Source organism: Bacillus haynesii (assembly GCF_014042035.1).
GTDB classification, from domain to species: domain Bacteria; phylum Bacillota; class Bacilli; order Bacillales; family Bacillaceae; genus Bacillus; species Bacillus haynesii.
Map to the genome: position 1 here is coordinate 3,696,986 of NZ_CP059494.1, position 17,957 is coordinate 3,714,942.

Genomic DNA, 17,957 nt, shown 5'->3' on the forward strand with positions numbered 1-17,957 from the left:
TTGGTTGTTTTCCCGATAGGGGAGCTATTTGATGTTTAATTTCATCACGATTTGCTCTCCGATCGGCCCCGTTTTTCTTTCCCCTGTGTCGGCAAATCCGGCTTTAACATACAGGTGCTGGGCCGCGGTGTTTTTCACGTTCACAACCAGCACGACTTCATGACAATGGGTGAACTCCTTGGCGACAAACTCAGGAAGTTTAAGCATTCCTTCTTTTGCAAAACCTTTTCCCTGGTGCTTTCTGTCGACGGATAACGCCGTTAACAGCATGGCGTCCGGGTTGTCCGAATAATCTTTTACCCGCTCGGTCGCATGCAGGATAAAGAATCCGACAGGCTCGCCTTCGCTTAAAATCACGATTGGAAACTGACCGTCCGTCCGTTTTAAAACCTCTTTCGGAAGCGCGGTAAATCGATGCTGTTCTTCAGGAAGCTCGAATTCGAGAAGCGCAGCTGAATGTTCTTCTGAGAAATGCTTCAATTCTATTGATCCGCCTTTTTCCATCTGATGAACCCCCTTTCTATTATCATACAATGAGAACATACATTCGTCACCATCAAGTGCTAAAAAAAGATTTTGCGAGGGTTAAATTGAAAAGCGTACTTCCGATATAAAACGCACCTTGAGCCTTCTGAAAGCCCTATGCGATCCGGTGCTCCAAACGTCCGGAATAGAATGGTGAAAAAACCATATGTGGAAAATGAAGAGAATTTTCTCGAAACTTGTTTTTGGCCTGTTAAGCCTGCTGGAAACTATGTTATACTACTCACGGTATATAGTTTGAAATGGAGGGTATCTGTGGGAAAGTACACTTCTGAACATCATAAAGATTCGAGAATTGTCCAACTGTTCCAAGATGGGCAATATTTTTATCATAAAGGGCTCAAAGCATACAGAGAGCGAAATTTATCCCGCGCGAGCAAGCTCATTCAGAGAGCGATTTTTCTTGAACCTGAAAACACGGGAATGCTGTCCCAACTTGCGGTTATTTATACGGAAATGGGCTTTTATCAGCAATCAAATGAACTTTTGGACTTTATCCTGAAGAACATCAATGAAAAAATGACTGAATGCTACTATTTTAAAGCGAACAACTATGCGCACCTCGGTCTTTTTCACGAAGCCTATAAAGCAGCGGAGACTTATTTAAAGGAAGATCCTGACGGCGAGTTCAGCGAGGAGAATGCGGAGCTCCTTGATTTATTGGATATGGGAGAGGAAGATCAGGGCTATTCGCAGTTCGATCAGGACGACCTGATTTTGAAACAGGATCGGGCGAAATCACTGCTGGAAAATGGACAGCTTCAGGAATCGATCGCGATGCTTGAAGAAATCATTTCCGATTACCCTGAGTTTTGGTCGGCTTATAACAACCTTGCACTGGCATACTTTTATGCCGGCGACGTTCAGAAAGCCAAAACGACGATTTTTACGGTCTTGGAAAAAAGCCATGGAAACCTGCATGCTCTTTGCAATCTTCTCATTTTTTATCACTATGAACGACGGGACGATAAGGTCGAGGCGCTTTCCGAACAGCTTTCCAATATTTATCCGATGCTGTTTGAGCAAAGGTATAAGCTCGGCGCCACGCTATCCCTCGTCGGCAGATACGATCTCGGGTTTAAATGGCTGAAATCACTCTACCGTATGGGATTTGAAGGAGATGAAACCTTTTATTACTGGCTCGCCTGCTCGGCTTATTACACCGGCCGCGCTCAATTTGCCCGGTCTGTATGGAAAAAGATGCAGGAAGAGTATCCGGATGACGCCCGCATGGAGCCGTGGAAAGAACGGAAGGAAAAGAAACCTGTCCAGCGTCCGCTTGAAGAGCGCCTTGCCGCATATTATATCAGCGGAAGAAAAGGGGAAAAAGCTCAGCTGAAAGCGGTGCTTGATTCACAGATGGCAAAAACGCCGTTTGAAGATCAGTTTGTCAGACTTGTGCTTTACGGGGAAAGCGGTGCAGCCGTTGATTCAAAAGACGCGCTTCTTGCTTACAGGACTGCAAAAGCAATTGAACAAGCGGATCAGTCAGCGATTGAGCAGGAGGCCATGTGCTTTTGGATTTTCTATGTCATTCAGCAGATCAGGGCTTACGGCCTTCAACTGAAAAATGCCGGCGGGCTTGCCGCGGCGATCTATTATATTTGGAAGACGGAGCATCAGGAGCGCCTGACAAAAGCTGAAACTGCGAGAATTTTCCAGATTTCGCCCGGAACGCTTTCAAAGTATGAACGTACATTAAAAGAACATCTATAGAAACAGGTGTGAACTTCAATGTTCAGCCTGTTTTATTATGTGAGCAAAAAAATAGCGATTATTCATGATATTTTATAGGATATGGGTAAGGAAGATATAAGAAGGGAATCTTATTTAACAGGAATGGACTGCTTGCCAGCATAAGATTCATGAAGGAGTGAACATTGTGTCAGAAGAAAAAATGTATGACGTCATTATTATAGGAGCAGGTCCTGCGGGAATGACGGCAGCCGTTTATACGTCAAGGGCGAACCTGTCGACTTTGATGGTTGAAAGAGGCGTTCCGGGCGGACAGATGGCCAATACGGAGGATGTCGAAAACTATCCGGGATTTGAAAGCATTCTGGGACCCGAGCTTTCAAATAAAATGTTTGAACATGCGAAAAAGTTCGGTGCAGAGTATGCGTACGGCGATATTAAAGAAGTCGTCGATGAAGGAGACTATAAGATCGTCAAAGCAGGATCAAAAGAATTTAAAGCGCGCGCGGTCATCATCACAGCAGGCGCCGAATATAAGAAGCTCGGCGTACCTGGCGAAAAAGAGCTGGGCGGCCGCGGTGTTTCTTATTGTGCGGTTTGTGACGGCGCATTCTTTAAAAACAAAGAGCTGGTCGTTGTCGGAGGAGGAGACTCCGCTGTTGAAGAAGGCGTGTACTTAACCCGTTTCGCTTCGAAAGTAACGATCGTCCACCGCCGCGATAAGCTGAGAGCGCAAAGCATCCTTCAGGCGCGGGCGTTTGACAACGAAAAAGTCGACTTTCTCTGGAACAAGACGGTCAAGGAAATTCATGAACAAGACGGAAAGGTCGGCAAAGTAACACTGGTCGATACGGTGACGGGTGAAGAAGAAGAGTTCCGGACTGACGGGGTCTTTATCTACATCGGCATGCTGCCGCTTTCAGAGCCGTTCAAAAACCTCGGCATTACAAATGAAGAGGGCTACATCGTGACAAATGAACGGATGGAAACAAAAGTAGAAGGTATTTTTGCAGCGGGCGACATCCGCGAGAAAACCCTTCGCCAAATCGTAACGGCAACAGGCGACGGAAGCATTGCCGCACAGAGCGTTCAGCACTATATCGAAGAGCTGAAAGAGAAAGAAAAGGCTGTAAAATAACGCATTTTAATCGTCATCATGATTTAACCGCCCTGTAACACCAGTGAAACAATTATTCGTTATGATAGGTATAGTAATTGACCCCCTTTTATAATGAATTTTATTGGCACGGATGATCTTATCCGTGTCCTTTTTTTGTTTTATTTTTCCACAAAGAGAATTTTTTACAAATTTCACAAGTTGTTCAAATTTCAATATTGAAACGGCCGTTTTTGCTGTAAAATAGAATAAAAGAACGGTTTTCGCAAGCGCTTCCATTCGCTGAAAAAGCTGTTTCTTTAAGTTTTACCCGGAAAAAGCCTTAAAACAGCCCGGAAAAAGGCGATTTTCGCGGCGGAACTGCATGTTCATTGTGAGCGGGGACAGGAAACGGTATAATAGAAAAAAGAATTGAAGGAATAAAAGGATGGGTGACAGACTTTGCAAAGAGTGACGAATTGTGTGCTGACTTCAGGTGATAAAGTCCTGTTGCTGCAAAAACCCAGACGAGGCTGGTGGGTAGCCCCCGGCGGCAAAATGGAAAGCGGGGAAACCGTCAGGGACGCCGTCATCAGGGAATACCGCGAAGAGACGGGACTGTATGTGCTGAACCCGCAGCTGAAAGGAATATTCACCTTTATCATAAAGGAAAATGATCAGGTCGTATCTGAATGGATGATGTTCACATTCGTCGCCGATCATTATACAGGCAAGCATGTAGAAGAGTCAGAAGAAGGCATTATCAAGTGGCATCAGGCGGGGGACGTCGGAAGCTTGCCGATGGCGCCGGGCGACGTCCATATTCTTGATTTTATGCTAAAAGGCAAAGGACTGCTTCACGGCACCTTTACGTATACGCCTGACTTTGAATTGCTGTCCTATCGCCTCGACCCGCAAGGCGAATAAACATAAGAGGGGGAGAGAAGCATGAATGCGAATGGAGGCCATGATATACAGCTTGTGATCATAACCGGAATGTCAGGGGCAGGAAAAACAGTGGCGATTCAAAGCTTTGAAGATCTCGGTTTTTTCTGTGTCGATAATCTGCCGCCATCTTTGCTGCCGAAATTTTTGGAGCTGATGAAGGAATCAAGTTCAAAAATGAGCAAAGTCGCCCTTGTTATGGATTTGCGCGGCCGCGAGTTTTTTGACAGCCTGATTGCAGCGCTTGACGAAATCGGGGAAACGTCCTGGATCACCCCGCGAATTTTATTTTTAGATGCCAAGGATTCGGTTCTCGTTTCAAGATATAAAGAGACAAGAAGATCCCACCCCCTTGCGACAACGGGCCTGCCGCTTGAGGGCATCCAAACGGAACGGGAGCTTCTCGAAGAGCTGAAAGGCCGCTCTCAAATCATTTATGATACATCCGATATGAAACCGAGGGACCTGCGCGAAAAAATCGTTCAGCATTTTGCGGCAGATCACGGACATACCTTTACGGTGAATGTGATGTCATTCGGGTTTAAATACGGATTACCGATCGATGCGGATCTAGTGTTTGACGTAAGGTTTCTTCCGAATCCGTACTATATCGACAGCATGAGGCCGCTGACGGGGAAAGATCAGGAAGTATCTTCGTATGTGATGAAATGGAACGAAACGCAAAAGTTTCTTGAAAAACTGACCGAGTTGCTAAGCTATATGCTTCCGTCATATAAGCGCGAAGGAAAAAGCCAGCTTGTCATCGCGATTGGCTGCACCGGCGGACAGCATCGTTCTGTGACGCTTGCTGAATACCTTGCCGATTATTTTAAAAAGGACTACTACACTCATGTTACTCACCGGGACATCGAGAAGAAAAGCAGAAAATAGCATGGCAGATCAGAAAAAAATCGCAATCTTTGGCGGAGGAACAGGCCTTTCGGTATTGCTCAGAGGATTGAAGCAACAGCCGGTTGACATTACGGCGATTGTGACGGTCGCAGATGACGGCGGAAGCTCGGGGAGGCTGCGCGATGAGCTTAAAATTCCCCCGCCGGGGGATATCAGAAATGTGCTCGCTGCACTGTCTGATGTCGAACCGCTTGTTGAAGACCTGTTCCAGCACCGCTTCTCTAAAGGCGGCGATTTAATCGGCCATTCATTGGGAAATTTGATTTTGGCGGCGATGACGAATATAACCGGTGATTTCTTTCACGCCGTCACTGAAATGAGCAAAGTCTTAAATGTGAGGGGAAGGGTTCTGCCCGCGGCTAATACCAGCGTTGTCCTTCACGCGGAAATGGATGACGGACAGATCATATCCGGGGAATCGACGATTCCGTCTTACGGGAAGCGGATTAAACGGGTGTTTTTAACCCCTGAAAAAATCGAACCCGTTCCGGAAACGATTGACGTGATCCGCGGCGCCGACCTGATTATTCTCGGCCCAGGAAGCCTGTATACGAGCATCTTGCCAAATCTTCTCGTTCCGAAGATAAGGGAAGAGATCTTAAACGCCCCGGCAAAAAAAGTTTATATTTGCAATGTGATGACCCAGCCGGGAGAAACGCTGTATTACAGTGCAGCCGACCATGTAAAAGCGCTTAACCAGCATATGGGCGGTCCGTTTATCGATACGATCCTCGTCAACAATGAGGAAATCCCGGACAACATTCGGGAACGCTATGCGAAGGAGCAGGCTCAGCCCGTTCAGTTTAACATTGATGATCTGTCTGCGATGGGGCTTGAGGTCATCAAGGACCAGATTGTGACATACGAGAATGGCGTGATCCGTCATGATACACATAAAGTCGCTTCGCTACTTTTTGATTTGTTAAAAGAATAGCAGGCCTTGGAATGGGGGTGTCTATAATATGTCATTTGCATCGGAAACGAAAAAAGAACTTACAAACCTTGAAGTAAAGGATTGCTGCGCGAAAGCAGAGCTCTCTGCCCTCATTCGGATGAACGGTTCATTGTCTTTCTCTAACCGAAAAGTGGTTCTCGACGTCCAGACCGAGAATGCGGCCATCGCCAGAAGAATTTACACATTGCTGAAGAAACAATACGATGTTTCCGTTGAACTGCTCGTTCGAAAGAAAATGAGACTGAAAAAAAACAATGTCTACATCGTACGCCTGATCGAAGATGCCAAGCTGATTCTCGAGGACTTGAAAATACTCGGAGACAACTTTGTCATTGCCCGAAACATCTCTGAAGACTTGGTCAAAAAACGATGCTGCAAACGGTCTTATATGAGAGGGGCATTTTTAGCCGGGGGTTCTGTCAACAATCCCGAGACATCTTCTTACCACCTCGAAATTTTTTCGCTGTACAAAGAGCATAATGATTCATTGTGCAGGCTCATGAATCAGTTTCATTTAAACAGCAAAACGCTTGAGCGGAAAAAAGGATACATTACGTATCTGAAGGAAGCCGAAAAAATCACCGAGTTTTTGAATGTGATCGGCGCGCATAATTCGCTGCTCCGTTTTGAAGACGTCCGGATCGTGCGCGATATGAGAAACTCGGTCAACCGACTCGTCAATTGCGAGACCGCCAATTTAAACAAGACGATCGGCGCTTCTCTGCGGCAGGTGGAAAACATTAAGCTGATCGACGAAAGAATCGGGCTTGATGCGCTACCGGAAAAGCTGAGGGAAATCGCCCAGCTCCGCATTGATTATCAGGAAGTAACCTTAAAGGAACTCGGGGAAATGGTGTCGAGCGGAAAAATTAGCAAATCGGGCATCAACCACCGACTTAGGAAACTGGATGAAATAGCTGAGCAGCTGCGTTCAGGACAATCTGTCTCTTTAAAATAGGGAATGGGGGAGATCGTATGGTTCAACAAAAAGTGGAAGTTCTTTTAAAAACGGGGCTTCAAGCGCGCCCGGCGGCATTGTTTGTTCAAGAAGCCAACCGTTTTCAATCAGATATTTTTCTGGAAAAGGGAGATAAAAAAGTGAATGCCAAAAGCATCATGGGGCTGATGAGCCTTGCTGTCAGCTCCGGATCGGAAGTCACGCTGATCGCAGACGGATCCGATGAACAAGATGCCCTTGATGCACTGACTGCATATGTTCAAGAGAAAAAAGCTAAACCTTTATGAGGTTTGGCTTTTTCTCATCAATTCAAAGCGGAAAAGGAGAATAACCGATGACGACGATGCTCAATTCGCTGTTTAAAAGGATCGGATACAAGCCCGGTCAGCAGGTGACATTTGCTGACTTGCCCAAGTTTTTATCCCTGCTGGCTTTACAGTTTCCTTTTGAAAACGGCGCGGTTTTAAGAAACGAACGGATTGCGATGACGAAAACAGGGCTGACGGAAGCCTTGCTGAACAATAAAAGGGGCGGTTTATGCTATGATTTGAACGCTTTTCTTTACTACGTGCTGACAGAGCTCGGCTTTTCCGTTCACATGGTCCGCGGGACGGTTTTTAATGCAAAAGAGCAGGCGTGGGCGCTGACGGGAACGCATGTCGCCGTTATTTTGCGGGAAGGTAATGAAACCTATTTGCTGGATACTGGATTCGGCATCAACCTGCCGCTTGCACCCGTTCCGTTCTCAGGTGAACCCATCACCTCAAAAACAGGAGCTTACCGTATCAGGAAAACAAAGACAGATAAAGGAGATTACCTTCTTGAAATGGATAAGGGAGAGGGATGGCAGATCGGCTATGCATTTTCGCTGACGCCAATCGATGAAACAGGGCTTACGTGTGTGCGGGATGCAATTTTCGATGAGGAAGCGTCGCCCTTTAATAAAAACCCGCTCGCTTCCAAGCTGACAAAGGACGGAAAGTTAATTTTGTCGAAGGATCACTTCACAAAGCAAACCGGGAGCGGTTTGACGAAAGAAGATGTGAATGCCGGAGATTTCCAAACGATTTTCGTTCAAGCATTTTTTGACTGAAGAACCGCTGTACGCATCAATTAAAATAAGCGGACGCCTGTCTGAAGCGCCCGCTCGTTTTCTGTTTCACTCTTCTATTTTCAGCTGAAAGCCGTCCAGTGTTTCTTCGGCTTCGCGAAAAAGCTGCAAATATGCTTCGGCTTGATCGCCCAAGTAAATCCGGCTTTTCTCGACATTCTTCCACTCGATCAGCAAAGGCATGCCGACCCAGCCGGTCAGACAATCCCACAGCGCATCAAGATTTTCGCCATAGTAGTCCGGAAGCTCCAGCTGTTCTTTTAATTCTTTGTGAAGATCTGATACACTCGTGATCTTTTCTCCGTATAAAATGACTTGTTTCATATGATCATCTCATTCTCGTAAACGTTTTATAGTGGTCAGTCGTTTTATAAACCAGTCTGTCGTTAGAATAGACGATCCGGTCTGACCCCCGGAATCCCGATGTATAGTTGATGTCGGCTTCTCTCCATACGCGTCCGGAAGCATCTGGAAGCAGCTTTTCCCTGTTTTGAAAGATATCGCCGCCGATGCTTTTTCCAGGCGCTACTTCTGCCAGATTGCCTTTTTGCGGATCCCAGCCTAATTTTGCCGCCTCGGCTTTTGTGATGAAGTTGTCAGGCAGCCTGCCGTATTTCACGATATAGTCGGCAACGCCTTCAAACGTATTGATGATTTCATTTGACTGAACGGTGCCGCCTTTTTCTGCCTGCGGAACTTCAGCTGAGCTTGTAAAAAGGTTCCCTGCCAGAAAGCCCAGCGCGAGAACAATCCCAAGCGCAAGTGTTGATAATATTTTTTTCACGGATAAAGTCCTCCCTGTCTTTAGACTTTATAACATAAACATGAAGAATGTGCCTTCATGGAATTGAACAGCCTCATTTCCATATTTCGTCTGCAATCATATTGAATTGTACCTCAAAACATGCTTGAAATCATTATATGATTGTAAATTTTCCATGAAGCCGAGGACGTGAACAGATCGCCGCGTTGACTCCCGGAATGTTAGAAAACTATCAAGATCTGAAGAAAAAAAACTAACTGTTTTTCGTCAGTTCTTTTCAATGGAAATATGAAATAGGCGGTAAAGTTCCTTTGCGCCGGCGGGTGTTACAGCAACCGCTCGTGTGCGCGGGCGCCGCTCGATCCAGCCCATGCGGATAAAGGCTTCAAGCAATGCGGAGCCTAAGGCGCCGGCAATGTGATGCCGCCTTTCACTCCAATCCAGGCATTTATGGCAAAAAGAGCGCCGTTTCTTTTTGACTTCCCCAACATCGATGCCAAGCTCCTTCAAAAATACCTCCCCTGCTTCAGTCACTGTAAAAGCCGTCTCTTCTTCTTTCAACACGCCCATCTCCACGAGCCGCTCCGCAAGTATGACGCCGAGCGATCCAGCCAGGTGATCATAGCATGTCCGTGCTTTTCTGACCGCCCGATCTTCGGCTGACTGCCGGAAAGAGCGAATTTCCGCAGGGGGCGCTATGTTGAGCAAGGTTTCCAGCGATTGTGCAATCTTTTCATTTTTGAGCCGGTAATAGCGGTGGCGTCCTTGTTTCCGGCATGTCAGCATCTCGGCGTCAAGCAGCTTGGAAAGGTGAAAGCTTGCTGTCTGCTGCTTGATTCCCGCATAACCAGCCAGCTCGGTAGCCGTATAAAACCGGTCATCAAGCAATGCGGTTAAAATCGCTGCCCGCGATGGATCGGTGACAAGTTTGGCGACCTCGGCGATATTCGGATTCACGTTCATTACACTTCCTCCTAAAATGTAATCCATACTTCGATGTTAATTGAAGTATTGAAGAATTACAATAAAAGCATAAAAGGAGGAGACGCATATGCATCAAGACAGCAAAATTATTCAGCCAAGCATTTTATACTACGGAACACCCGTCATTTTGCTCAGCACACTGAACGAAGACGGTTCCACGAATCTCAGCCCGCTATCATCTTCTTGGGCGCTCGGAGATTCGATCGTACTCGGTGTCGGCATCGATGGTAAAGCTTTGGAAAATTTAGAGAGACAAGCCGGATGCGTCATCAATGTGCCGGATTCATCTTTATGGAGAAATGTAGAACGGCTGGCTGCCTATACAGGAAAACGATGCGTTCCGGAAGAAAAAAAGCGGCACGGCTTTACATACCTAAAAGAAAAATTTGCAGCCGGCGGATTTACGGCAGCGGATTCCCTGGCTGTGAAACCTGACAGAGTCGCCGATTGTCCGCTTCAAATTGAAGCGGAAGCCGTCAATATCCGCATTCCGGAACATTCCCCGTATTTTGCCGTCATTGAAACAAAAGTGCTTCATGTGCATGCACATGAAGCGATTATAAAAGGGGAACACCACATCGATCCTCAAAAATGGGGGCCTTTAATTTATCTTTTCAGGCACTATTTTGGTTTAGGACGCGAGCTCGGCAAAACATTCCGCGCCTGAATGTAAAGATTGCGCGTTATCTCAGTTCTTTGACTATATTCTTTGGCTGTCTGCCCTCAAGGCCGTCAATCAGGTTTTGGACGGCGCTTTTCAGCATGTTGACGTGTGTGACAAGGGTGGATGATCCAATGTGGGGAACGAGGGTCACATTGGAAAGGCTTAGGAGCGGATTGTCTTTTTCAATCGGCTCCTTTTCAAATACATCAAGTCCGGCTCCTTTAATCCAACCTTCTTTCAGCGCTTGAATCAATGCTTGTTCGTCAACGGTTTTGCCGCGGGAGATGTTGATGAAAATGGACGACGGTTTCATTTTTCTGAATTCAGCTTCGCCGATGAGGCGGTATGTCTCATCTGTGAGCGGTGTGATCAGAACAATGAAATCTGAGCGTTCCAACAGTTCATGAAAGCCCGTATAAACCGCGCCGGTTTTTTTCTCTGTATCGGGTTTGCGGCTGCGGCTGTAATAGAGTACTTCCATATCAAAACCCAAGGCCGCCCGTTTGGCGACTTGTTCGCCGATTCGTCCCATTCCGATGATGCCGAGTGTCCGGTGATGGACATCGCATCCGAACAAGCTTTCATCATCCTCTGATTTGGTCCAATTTCCATCGCGGACGTAGCGGTCGAGCTCAGCGATTCGCCGCGCTGAGGAAAGGATCAGACCGAAAGCGAGGTCTGCGACTGTGTTGTCAAGAATATATGGCGTGTGAGTGCCGATGACCGATTTTTCTTTCATTGCTTCAATGTCAAAGTTGTCATAGCCGACGGAGTTGTTGCTGACGATTTTTAACTTCGGTGCATTGCATAATAATTCATGGTCAATTTTTGTTCCTGAGGTCAAAAGGCCGTTCGCTTCCTTGATTTTTTCGAGCAGGGTTGATCTGGGAATACGCTCGCGCGAAGTCCAAATTTCATATGTGCAATGTTCGGCGAGCATTTCTTCGATTTCTTTTGGGACAGGTTTTGTGACATATACAAACGGTTTCATCTGCATTCTCCTTCCGCGTTATCGTCTGCTTCCATTATAGAGGAAAAACGGTTTCTATAAAAATCAAAGATTGTTCCGGGTAAACGCAGGACTATCAGCTCAATTATCGTTGTTTAGAAAATCATAGAATCTTATTTCAGTTTTTTAATTTATTTTAATGCATTTTTATAACTATAAATCCAAATATTTGATATTCCATTTTGCTTCCAGTTATATTTTTATAGGTGAAGAACAGTGTAGATTTTATTATTTTAGAAAGATATAAAATTAGATTTTTTAAAATATTCAGTACATTTTTAGTGAATTTTTTGATTCGAATCCAAATCAGAAATCCATGTGCTATAATTCGGCTGTAACAATATCAAGGTCATATGACTATGAAAAGGAGTGAGAGAAAAATGGCGATTTTAACTTCCATTTTGAAGCACAATCAGTCTTTTGTAGAGGAAAAGGGGTACGAGTTTTACGAAACGACAAAATTTCCTGAGAAAAAACTTGTGATTTTGACATGCATGGACACACGTTTATTAGAACTGCTCCATCATGCAATGGGTTTAAGAAATGGAGACGCAAAAATCATTAAGAATGCGGGGGCCGTTGTTTCTCACCCTTTTGGAAGCGTCATGCGCAGCATTCTTGTGGCTGTCTATGAGCTGCAGGCTGAAGAAGTCTGCGTGATCGGCCACCATGAGTGTGGAATGGCAAGCCTGGACGCTTCATCTATCCTTCAAAAGGCCAAACAGCGGGGTGTCGATGATGGCTGTCTCGAACTCCTGCAGCATTCAGGCATCGATTTGGACACATGGATGACCGGCTTTGACAGCGTTGAAGACAGCGTCAGCCACAGCGTGAACATGGTTCGGAATCATCCGCTGATGCCTTCAGACGTTCCGGTGCACGGATTGGTGATTGATCCAAAGACCGGCCGTTTGGATGTTGTGGAAGATGGTTATTCACGTGAAGACGTTTCGCTTTCGGAAATGGGATGATTAAATGGGGAGGATAGATTGAATGTTACGTTTTTCAGGCAGATTTGAAGGATACAGCCTTAAGCGGTTTCAAAAAGATATTGTAGCAGGAATGGTCGTTGGAGTCGTCGCGATTCCGCTTGGCATGGCTTTTGCCATAGCCTCAGGAGTGAAACCGGAACACGGTCTTTATACAGTGATTGTCGCCGGTATTTTGATTTCGCTTCTCGGCGGGTCGAAATACCAGATTGGCGGGCCGACAGGCGCCTTTGTCCCGATCCTGTTCGCTATTGTACTCCAATACGGATTTGAGAATCTGCTGATTGCCGGTTTTATGGCCGGAGTGATTTTGGTTATATTAGGGCTGCTAAAACTCGGTAAGATCATCAAATTTATTCCGCGGCCGGTGATCATCGGATTTACGGCCGGAATCGCGGTGATTATTTTCACCGGAGAAATCGCCAAGTTTTTAGGATTGAGAAATGTTGAGAAGCATGAGAGTTTTTATATGAATATGAGAGAGGTTGTCATCAACCTGAATACACTCAGCTTTTACAGCATTTTGACGGCTGTCGTATCGCTCTTCTTTGTGCTGTTCACGCCAAAGATTCTGCCGAAAGTGCCGGGAGCGCTCGCAGGCTTGCTTATATCGACGGTCATGGCCACGATGCTGTTTCCTGAACAGGTGGTGACGATCGGCTCAGCTTACGGCGAAATTCCGCGCAGCTTGCCGAGCTTTCAATTTCCTGAATTGTCATTGGAAAAAATCATTTACCTGCTGCCTCCCGCTCTTGCGATTGCGATGCTCGGCGGAATCGAATCGCTGCTTTCCGCGATGGTGGCAGACAATATGAAGGGGACAAGGCATGACAGCAATAAAGAGCTTGTCGGCCAGGGGGTTGCGAACATTGCCGCACCGCTGTTCGGCGGAATTCCGGCGACAGGTGCGATTGCTCGTACGGCGACCAATATTAAAACGGGTGCCGCTTCTCCGATTTCAGGTATCGTACACGGCGTGTTTGTTTTATTGGTCCTGCTTTTGTTTGCGCCATACGCTTCCCTTATCCCGCTTGCAAGCATGTCGCCGATTTTGATGGTGGTCGCTTGGAATATGAGTGAGCGGAAAGAGTTTGCAAATATTTTGAAAATTAGGAATTCTGATTCGGCCGTGCTTGTCGTTACATTTCTTTTAACAGTTTGGCAGGACCTTGTGTTTGGGGTGGCGGCCGGGATCCTGCTGGCGATCATCACCTTTATCGCCAAAATGAGCAAATCGTTCCGCATTAAAAAGGATGTGTCTGAATCGATCGTCCAGTCGGCTGCTGCAGAGGAAGAAAAGAAATTTCACCGCTCTGTCAGCATCTATTCGGTTGAAGGCCCGCTGTTTTTCGGCTCATCGAATTCATTGGAGGATTCAATTTTGGACAAAGGCCACCCGCCAAAACTCCTCATCCTGCTTATGAACAAAGTAGACTACATGGATTCTTCCGCAGAAGGCAGCCTGATGACGATCGTCAACCGTGTCCACCAGCAAAACGGCAAAGTGATGATCGTCGGACTTCAGCAGCAGCCGCGTGAGCTACTTCATAAAACAGGGCTGTTTCATAAAATCGGCAAAAAGCATTTTGTCGACAGGCCTGAACAAATATTTGACGTGACATAACCGTAGAAAAACCGCCTGTTCCAGCCGGACCGAAGCAGGCGGTTGCTTTTATTCGGCAGCTTTTACATATGTGCCTTTTTTCATCGTGGCTATTGCCGTTTCTTTCATCAGAAGGACGTCCTTTGAAAGTGTGGAGGCGGGGACTTTTCTTCCGTTAACGGCGACTTTTGGATCGATCCATCTCACCTTTAATGTTTGATGAAAAGTAAAATCACCTTCGTTTCCTTGTTTAACGTGCTGGTTCGCTGTGCTGAGCTTTTCCAGCGTTTCCCGGAAGCGCGCTTTTTGCTTTAGCATCGCAAGCAGTTCCGTGTCGGTTTTGAAAAAATCGCGTCCCGTGATCATTCGCATATCAAGCGCCTCTTTTAGCATTTGGCTGAGCGTACAGAGCGCATATACATTGAGGGGATTCATAAAGAAGTCAATCACTTCTTGATAGTAAAGGCTGGCGAACCATTCGGCATGCTCCACCGAAGTGCAGCAAATTTCGCCTTCAACAACGGTCAGTCCCGTTTCTAAAAATCGTCCAATCTCTTCTTGATCGCCAAATCCATAGGCTAAAGAGTCGCGAAGCGTGTAATCGATGCGATCCGCGCATAATGAAGGAGCCGGCTGCTCCAGCAGCGTCCATTTTTGCTCGTCATATAAGATGGCTTCATCTTTGAATCCGTATGTATGCAGAATCCGGGGGATATCAGATTGTTTAACCCATTGCCGAAACATCTGTTCATGGTAATCTTCGTTTTCCATGTTAAATACATCATCAGCCACATGGGAAAATGCCGTATGGGAAACATCGTGAAGCAATCCTGCAATTTGCTCTTCCAGGCTTCCGCCAAGCCTGCGGATCAAAAGCATAACCCCGATGCTGTGTTCGCAGCGGCTGATGTTCCATGCGGGATTGACGAGAAAGCAAGCCCCGCCCTGATGAATCCCTTTCAGACGCTGAACGGCTTTTGAATGAATGAGGTCTGTCAGCACAGGCTCCAAATCTGCCTCCCCGTAAAGGCGGTCATTAATCTTCATGATGCTCTCCTGGAAATCGTTCTGTCAGTTTGCAGCGGTGGGCATCCATCATGTCTTCCAATGAAACATCGTATATGCCGGCAAGCATGATCAAATTACCCATCACATCGCCCATTTCTTCGATCAGGTCTTTTTTCAGCTTAGCAGCCGGCTGTTTTGCTTCGTCAGGACGGTCCCTTCCGATTTCGTATGCTCTGACCGCTCTCGCCAGTTCACCAGCCTCTTCCATTAAAAATCCCATCCGGATGAAGGGGCCGTATTCGCTCCATCCCCTTTTCCGGTAAAATGCCTTTGTCCATTGCTCCGTGTCTGTGATTGTCATAAGTCATACACTCCCATTTAAAAATTCAATTATATTATCGCACACGGAACAAACAATATATAGTACAATGTTAATTGCTTTTATCAATATATGGAGTTGGAGTGAGCGGAATGAAAACGGTATGCGTATATTCAGGATCAAATATGGGGGCGGATCCGGAGTACAAGAAGAAAGCTGCAGAGCTTGGCTTTTATATTGCCGAGAAGGGGCTTCGCCTTGTTTACGGCGGATCGAGAATGGGATTGATGGGCGTGATTGCGGATACCGTATTGGAAAACGGAGGAGAAGTCGTCGGCGTTATGCCGAAAGGCCTTTTTACAGGGGAAATCGTTCATCAGCAGTTGACGGAGCTGATCGAAGTGAGCGGCATGCATGAGCGCAAAGCGAAAATGAGTGAATTAGCTGAGGGCTTTATCGCGATGCCCGGAGGCTTCGGTACGTTTGAAGAGCTGTTTGAAGTGCTTTGCTGGGCGCAGATCGGCATCCATCAAAAGCCGATCGGCCTTTACAATGTGAACGGCTATTTTGAACCCCTTCTTAAAATGCTTGAATACAGCGTTCAAGAAGGCTTTTCGAACGACTCACACCTTCAGCTGATTCATGCTTCGGCAAGCCCTGCGGAATTGATCGGGAACATGAACGATTATCGATACCCTGTCCTCGAGAAAAAGTGGAAGGATTTATAGAAGCCTTTACATATAGCGAATGGGACAACATAAAAAAAGCTGCCGGAGTCACCGGCAGCTTTTTGGCTGTTTACTTCTGTGCGTCGATATTGCGTGTGAGCACTTTATCGATCAAGCCGTATTCTTTTGCTTCTTCAGCCGTTTTGAAGTTGTCGCGGTCTGTATCGCGCTCGATCACTTCAAGCGGCTGTCCAGTGCGCTCTGCAAGAATTTTGTTCAGCTTGTCGCGCAATGAAAGAATGCGCTTCGCCGCGATTTCAATTTCAGTCGCCTGACCCTGTGCTCCGCCAAGCGGCTGGTGGATCATGACTTCGCTGTTTGGAAGAGCGTAGCGCTTCCCTTTCTCGCCGGCTGCAAGAAGGAACGCACCCATAGATGCCGCCATTCCCGTACAAATCGTAGAGACTTGCGGTTTAATAAACTGCATGGTGTCATAAATCGCCATACCGGCTGTGATGGAGCCGCCAGGGCTGTTGATATAGATGCTGATATCTTTTTCTGGATCTTCGGCTTCAAGGAATAGAAGCTGAGATACGATGGAGTTCGCAACATTGTCATCGATTGCTGATCCCAGCATAATGATACGGTCTTTCAACAAGCGTGAGTAAATGTCATACGCTCTTTCCCCGCGGTTCGTCTGTTCAATGACTGTAGGTATTAAATTCATAATGCTCCTCCTTCACCTTAAAAGGTAAGTATGTAGTTTAATCATACATTTTTGGTCAATAAAGGTCAAACAAAAAGCAGCCTTCATACAAAAGACATACTGGGGTTTATTTTTCCCATTTTAAAGGACGTTCAAACAAAAAATCAACTTTATATAGAAAATTCGAGTCTAAGTCCGTTGGAAAGAAGGAAGTCGGTTATAGGGTATGTGAACTTGGACAAGAGCAGCCTGGCAGATCAGCAGAGACTTGAGCTCCAAAATAAGAAGAAATCGAAGCTGATGGTATTTCTTTAATGGTGGTTTCTCGGAGGCGTTGCCGCTCACAGAATTTATCTGGGCGAGAGAAAAGGCTGCGCTGTAGCCATGTTGCTTCTCGGCTGGATTAGATTATTCATTTGGCCTTTTATTGACGGCATTATCTGCCTTGTCAAAACGACGGACGAAATAAATGAAGAAATCGAACAAAAGATTATAGCTTCTGTATGATCTAAACCTGCATCATGATGATGCGGTTTTTTCGTTTCGTGCTAGAGATTGTGATTGACTTTTTAAAGAACAGCCCTTATAATATGAATTGCTGACGTTAAAAAATTATATTGTGCGCTCGTAGCTCAGTTGGATAGAGCGGTGGTTTCCGGTACCACGTCTGCCGGGGGTTCGAATCCCTCCGAGCGCGTTTTCAAGACAAGGGTTTGGCATTTGCCGCCCTTGTTTTTTTGTGAACACTTTAGTCGTATTTGACTCACCCGAAGCATATATCAATTGGAGTCACTCGTAATGATTAGACGAAGGGGCGGGGTTAAATGGACAAAAAACACAATTATTTTATACCATCAGGGCTGTTGATTGGATTAGGCATCGGGATATTATTCGACCATCCGGCTCCGGGGCTTTTAATCGGCCTCGGTGCGGGGATCTTGTTGTCTGCTGTTGTGCCGAAACGAAACGAAGAGTGAGCTGTAAAGGCTCACTTTTTTTTGCGCTCTCAAAAAAAGGCGGCTGTTTGGC

22 protein-coding genes and 1 tRNA gene are annotated in these 17,957 nt (G+C 46.3%); 15 read left to right on the forward strand and 8 right to left on the reverse strand.

Going from position 1 to position 17,957, the window contains the following annotated elements; genetic code table 11:
* Nucleotides 1-24: 24 nt before the first annotated feature.
* A complete protein-coding gene (locus H2R00_RS18230; RefSeq protein ID WP_182070007.1) occupies nt 25-504 on the reverse strand; it encodes a GNAT family N-acetyltransferase in 480 nt (159 codons plus the stop codon).
* A 294-nt stretch (nt 505-798) separates the two neighbouring features.
* Between H2R00_RS18230 and H2R00_RS18235 the strand changes: the two genes are divergently transcribed.
* The 8 genes from H2R00_RS18235 to H2R00_RS18270 all read left to right on the forward strand — a co-directional run bounded on the left by H2R00_RS18235 (nt 799) and on the right by H2R00_RS18270 (nt 8,197).
* Entirely contained in the window at nt 799-2,259 is a 1,461-nt protein-coding gene (locus H2R00_RS18235; protein ID WP_154999452.1) for a tetratricopeptide repeat protein, read from the forward strand.
* A gap of 166 nt (nt 2,260-2,425) precedes the next feature.
* A complete protein-coding gene (gene trxB / locus H2R00_RS18240; protein WP_154999453.1) occupies nt 2,426-3,376 on the forward strand; it encodes a thioredoxin-disulfide reductase in 951 nt (316 codons plus the stop codon).
* A gap of 420 nt (nt 3,377-3,796) precedes the next feature.
* On the forward strand, nt 3,797-4,261 hold the full coding sequence (locus H2R00_RS18245; protein WP_154999454.1) for an 8-oxo-dGTP diphosphatase: 465 nt from the start codon (nt 3,797-3,799) through the stop codon (nt 4,259-4,261).
* A gap of 21 nt (nt 4,262-4,282) precedes the next feature.
* Entirely contained in the window at nt 4,283-5,170 is an 888-nt protein-coding gene (gene rapZ / locus H2R00_RS18250; protein ID WP_154999455.1) for an RNase adapter RapZ, read from the forward strand.
* Nucleotide 5,171: 1 nt separating this feature from the next.
* Entirely contained in the window at nt 5,172-6,125 is a 954-nt protein-coding gene (locus H2R00_RS18255) for a gluconeogenesis factor YvcK family protein (protein WP_154999456.1), read from the forward strand.
* 28 nt (nt 6,126-6,153) lie between these two features.
* A complete protein-coding gene (gene whiA / locus H2R00_RS18260) occupies nt 6,154-7,104 on the forward strand; it encodes a DNA-binding protein WhiA (protein WP_154999457.1) in 951 nt (316 codons plus the stop codon).
* A gap of 17 nt (nt 7,105-7,121) precedes the next feature.
* Nucleotides 7,122-7,391, forward strand: coding sequence for an HPr family phosphocarrier protein (locus H2R00_RS18265; RefSeq protein ID WP_043926631.1), 270 nt, complete (start codon nt 7,122-7,124; stop codon nt 7,389-7,391).
* Between the two features lie 47 nt (nt 7,392-7,438).
* Complete coding sequence (locus tag H2R00_RS18270) at nt 7,439-8,197, forward strand: arylamine N-acetyltransferase (protein WP_182070008.1); 759 nt, start codon at nt 7,439-7,441, stop codon at nt 8,195-8,197.
* Nucleotides 8,198-8,263: 66 nt separating this feature from the next.
* Here the strand turns inward: H2R00_RS18270 and H2R00_RS18275 are convergent, their stop codons facing one another.
* From H2R00_RS18275 to H2R00_RS18285, 3 genes are all read right to left on the reverse strand, one after another.
* Complete coding sequence (locus tag H2R00_RS18275; RefSeq protein ID WP_182070009.1) at nt 8,264-8,539, reverse strand: barstar family protein; 276 nt, start codon at nt 8,537-8,539, stop codon at nt 8,264-8,266.
* 4 nt (nt 8,540-8,543) lie between these two features.
* Nucleotides 8,544-8,999, reverse strand: a complete 456-nt coding sequence (locus tag H2R00_RS18280) for a ribonuclease (RefSeq protein WP_154999460.1) — start codon at nt 8,997-8,999, stop codon at nt 8,544-8,546.
* 246 nt (nt 9,000-9,245) lie between these two features.
* Nucleotides 9,246-9,941 carry an ArsR/SmtB family transcription factor gene (locus H2R00_RS18285; RefSeq protein WP_182070010.1) on the reverse strand — a complete coding sequence of 232 codons (696 nt, stop codon included), beginning with the start codon at nt 9,939-9,941 and terminating at the stop codon, nt 9,246-9,248.
* 88 nt (nt 9,942-10,029) lie between these two features.
* Here H2R00_RS18285 and H2R00_RS18290 point away from each other — a divergent pair, with 88 nt between their 5' ends.
* Complete coding sequence (locus tag H2R00_RS18290; protein ID WP_154999462.1) at nt 10,030-10,629, forward strand: flavin reductase family protein; 600 nt, start codon at nt 10,030-10,032, stop codon at nt 10,627-10,629.
* Between the two features lie 16 nt (nt 10,630-10,645).
* Here the strand turns inward: H2R00_RS18290 and H2R00_RS18295 are convergent, their stop codons facing one another.
* Nucleotides 10,646-11,617, reverse strand: a complete 972-nt coding sequence (locus H2R00_RS18295) for a 2-hydroxyacid dehydrogenase (RefSeq protein ID WP_154999463.1) — start codon at nt 11,615-11,617, stop codon at nt 10,646-10,648.
* Nucleotides 11,618-12,015: 398 nt separating this feature from the next.
* On the opposite strand from H2R00_RS18295, the gene H2R00_RS18300 reads away from it, so the two are divergent.
* Together H2R00_RS18300 and H2R00_RS18305 are read left to right on the forward strand one after the other, a co-directional pair.
* Nucleotides 12,016-12,606 (forward strand): beta-class carbonic anhydrase, encoded by a 591-nt coding sequence (locus tag H2R00_RS18300; RefSeq protein ID WP_154999464.1) that lies wholly within the window; start codon nt 12,016-12,018, stop codon nt 12,604-12,606.
* A 22-nt stretch (nt 12,607-12,628) separates the two neighbouring features.
* Nucleotides 12,629-14,248: a SulP family inorganic anion transporter gene (locus H2R00_RS18305; protein ID WP_154999465.1), complete on the forward strand. Its 1,620-nt coding sequence runs from the start codon at nt 12,629-12,631 to the stop codon at nt 14,246-14,248.
* 48 nt (nt 14,249-14,296) lie between these two features.
* On the opposite strand, the gene H2R00_RS18310 is transcribed toward H2R00_RS18305, so the two are convergent.
* Nucleotides 14,297-15,274, reverse strand: a complete 978-nt coding sequence (locus H2R00_RS18310) for an HD domain-containing protein (protein ID WP_182070011.1) — start codon at nt 15,272-15,274, stop codon at nt 14,297-14,299.
* Nucleotides 15,264-15,596, reverse strand: coding sequence for a MazG nucleotide pyrophosphohydrolase domain-containing protein (locus H2R00_RS18315; RefSeq protein WP_182070012.1), 333 nt, complete (start codon nt 15,594-15,596; stop codon nt 15,264-15,266). Before H2R00_RS18315 ends, H2R00_RS18310 begins: the two co-directional genes overlap by 11 nt.
* A 110-nt stretch (nt 15,597-15,706) precedes the next feature.
* Between H2R00_RS18315 and H2R00_RS18320 the strand changes: the two genes are divergently transcribed.
* Nucleotides 15,707-16,282: an LOG family protein gene (locus H2R00_RS18320; RefSeq protein ID WP_154999468.1), complete on the forward strand. Its 576-nt coding sequence runs from the start codon at nt 15,707-15,709 to the stop codon at nt 16,280-16,282.
* Nucleotides 16,283-16,352: 70 nt separating this feature from the next.
* Here H2R00_RS18320 and clpP read toward each other — a convergent pair whose 3' ends face one another.
* Complete coding sequence (gene clpP / locus H2R00_RS18325) at nt 16,353-16,949, reverse strand: ATP-dependent Clp endopeptidase proteolytic subunit ClpP (protein ID WP_003185550.1); 597 nt, start codon at nt 16,947-16,949, stop codon at nt 16,353-16,355.
* 333 nt (nt 16,950-17,282) lie between these two features.
* Here clpP and H2R00_RS21325 point away from each other — a divergent pair, with 333 nt between their 5' ends.
* From H2R00_RS21325 to H2R00_RS18340, 3 genes are all read left to right on the forward strand, one after another.
* Complete coding sequence (locus H2R00_RS21325) at nt 17,283-17,435, forward strand: hypothetical protein (protein WP_234113266.1); 153 nt, start codon at nt 17,283-17,285, stop codon at nt 17,433-17,435.
* 114 nt (nt 17,436-17,549) lie between these two features.
* A tRNA-Arg gene (locus tag H2R00_RS18335) sits at nt 17,550-17,625 on the forward strand.
* A 127-nt stretch (nt 17,626-17,752) separates the two neighbouring features.
* A complete protein-coding gene (locus tag H2R00_RS18340) occupies nt 17,753-17,905 on the forward strand; it encodes a hypothetical protein (RefSeq protein WP_182070013.1) in 153 nt (50 codons plus the stop codon).
* Nucleotides 17,906-17,957 lie beyond the last annotated feature (52 nt).